This is a genomic window from Streptomyces fildesensis (assembly GCF_016107395.1).
GTDB classification, from domain to species: domain Bacteria; phylum Actinomycetota; class Actinomycetes; order Streptomycetales; family Streptomycetaceae; genus Actinacidiphila; species Actinacidiphila fildesensis.
On record NZ_JAAIKO010000106.1, the window covers coordinates 1 to 2428 of the forward strand.

Annotated in this window: 1 protein-coding gene; it reads left to right on the forward strand. The window is 62.2% G+C overall.

The window, feature by feature from the left end; genetic code table 11:
• The first annotated feature begins 538 nt into the window (after positions 1 to 538).
• Entirely contained in the window at positions 539 to 2323 is a 1785-nt protein-coding gene (locus tag C6N31_RS42045) for a reverse transcriptase/maturase family protein (RefSeq protein ID WP_198359598.1), read from the forward strand.
• Positions 2324 to 2428: the final 105 nt, after the last annotated feature.

Below are 2428 nucleotides of genomic sequence, written 5' to 3' on the forward strand. Positions count from 1 at the left end.
TGGCAGTGCGCCATGAGGCGCCTTGTCTTATCCCCGATTCAGTCGGGATGAATTTGGAGGGAGATTCTTGGGTCCGATGGCTTACCTAATCCGGAAACGGTGAGGGGACCGTAGCATGCCAGGAAATTGACGGCCGGGCTCAGGCATTAGGGACGGGGCGTCGAGGGACCCGCGTGGCACGGTGAAAGCTGGATTGCCTGAACCCTAATCCCCAGAAGATTGAAGGTCGAATCCGTCGGAAAGATGCCTGACACCGACGCCGCACCCTGCGACGGCTTTATGCCATGGTCGACGCAACCTCCGGAGTGCGGAGCGATGCCCAGCGAGGGCATTCAAGGGGATGAGTGGGGCACCTAAACCACGCTAGAACGTACGACAAGGACGAACATGGGATCGCCTACGGGAAGAGATCTTCCTATGGCGACGGAGGCCCCGTAGTAGTCGCCGGAGTCACGACCGGCCAAGGAGGACGGGAAAGCCGTCCACAGGGCGAAGGGGGCCAGGTGATCGGGCACTCAAGACTCGGGAGGTATGCGTAATGCAGAGCGCCGAAACGGTGCTGGGTGTCCTCCGTGAACGCGGCAGGCGTGGCCTGCCGTGCGACGAACTATATCGACAGCTCGTCAATCCGCAGTTGTATCTGCTGGCCTACGGGCGTCTGTATTCCAACAGGGGAGCGATGACGCCGGGGGTCAATGGGGAGACCGTGGACGGCATGTCGCTGGGCAAGATCGGGCACGTCATCGACGCGCTGCGCCACGAGCGTTATCGATGGAGCCCAGCTCGCAGGGTCTACATCCCGAAGGGTCGGGGCAGCACGAAGCTGCGTCCGCTCGGCCTGCCTCCCTGGAGTGACAAGCTCGTCGGCGAGGTGATCCGTCTGTTGCTTGAGGCGTATTACGAGCCGACGTTCTCTAACTCCTCTCACGGTTTCCGTCCCCGCCGGGGCTGCCACACCGCATTACGTGATGTGGCCAACACCTGGACGGGGACAGTCTGGTTGATCGAGGGAGACATCGCCCAGTGTTTCGACCGGCTTGACCATTCGGTCATGCTCCGGATTCTGGGCGAGAGAATCCACGACAACCGATTCTTGCGCCTGGTGCACAACATGCTCAAGGCCGGATACATGGAGGACTGGATCTGGAACGCGACGCACAGCGGAAGCCCGCAAGGCGGAGTTGTTTCACCGATCTTGTCAAATATCTACCTGCACAAGTTGGACGAGTTTGTCGAGAAGGTTCTGATCCCGAAGTACACCCGGGGCAGGATCAGGAATCCGAGCCGCGCCTTCTTCGAGGTGTGGAACGCTATGCGGCGCGCCCGCAAGCGCGGTGACCGCACCGAAGTGCGGGATCTGCGCAAGCAACTCCGCAGTATTCCCAGCCAGGATACTCAGGATCCCGGATACAGGAGGCTGCGATATGTGCGCTACGCCGACGATACCCTGCTCGGGTTCGCCGGACCGAAGGCAGAAGCCGAGGAAATCAAGGAGCGTCTGGCGCAATTCCTGCGCGACGAACTCAAGTTGGAATTGTCGCCGGAGAAGACGCTCATCACGCATGCCCGCACCGAGGCGGCGAGGTTCCTCGGCTACGACATCACCGTGCACCACAACGACCGCAAGATCACCGGCGGACGGCGCTCCGTCAATGGGGTCATCAGATTGCGCGTCCCTCGTTCGGTGGTATCTGCCAAGCAAGCCCAGTACATGGAGCGCGGCAAACCCGCGCGTCGGCCCGAACTGCTGAACCAGGACGACCACATCATCCTCAGCACCTACGGGTCGGAGTACCGCGGCATCGTCCAGTACTACCTGTTGGCCGGCGACGTCTTTCGACTCGCCCGGCTGCAATGGGTCATGGAGACCTCGATGCTGATGACGCTCGCCAACAAGCACCGCTCGTCGGTGTCGAAAATGGCCCGCAAGTACGCGGCCACCATCGAGACACCGCACGGGCTACGCAAGTGCTTCGAGGCACGCGTAGAACGCGTCGGCAGGAAGCCACTGGTTGGACGGTTCGGCGGGATCCCGCTGCGGCGGGAGAAGAAGACTGTCATCACCGACCGTCGGCTGGCCCCGGTCAACATCAAACGCAAGGAGCTGGTCACCCGGCTCCTCGCCGGGCGGTGCGAGTCATGCGGGCGCATCGATGCGGTGGAAGTTCACCACGTCGCCAAGCTCGCGGACCTCGGAAGATCGGGAACCCGGCCGCCGTGGGCAGATCTCATGGCCGCGAGGCACCGCAAAACCCTTGTGGTCTGCGGAAGTTGCCACGCGGACATCCACGGCAAGAAGCCTGTCGCAGCACTCACGGAGTAATCACTGGAGAGCGACGTGCGGTGACAAGTCGCATGCGTCGTTCGGGCTGGGGGCCGTTGGAAAAGGACCTGCTGAGCAGGCACCTCGCCGACGGCCCACCAGTAC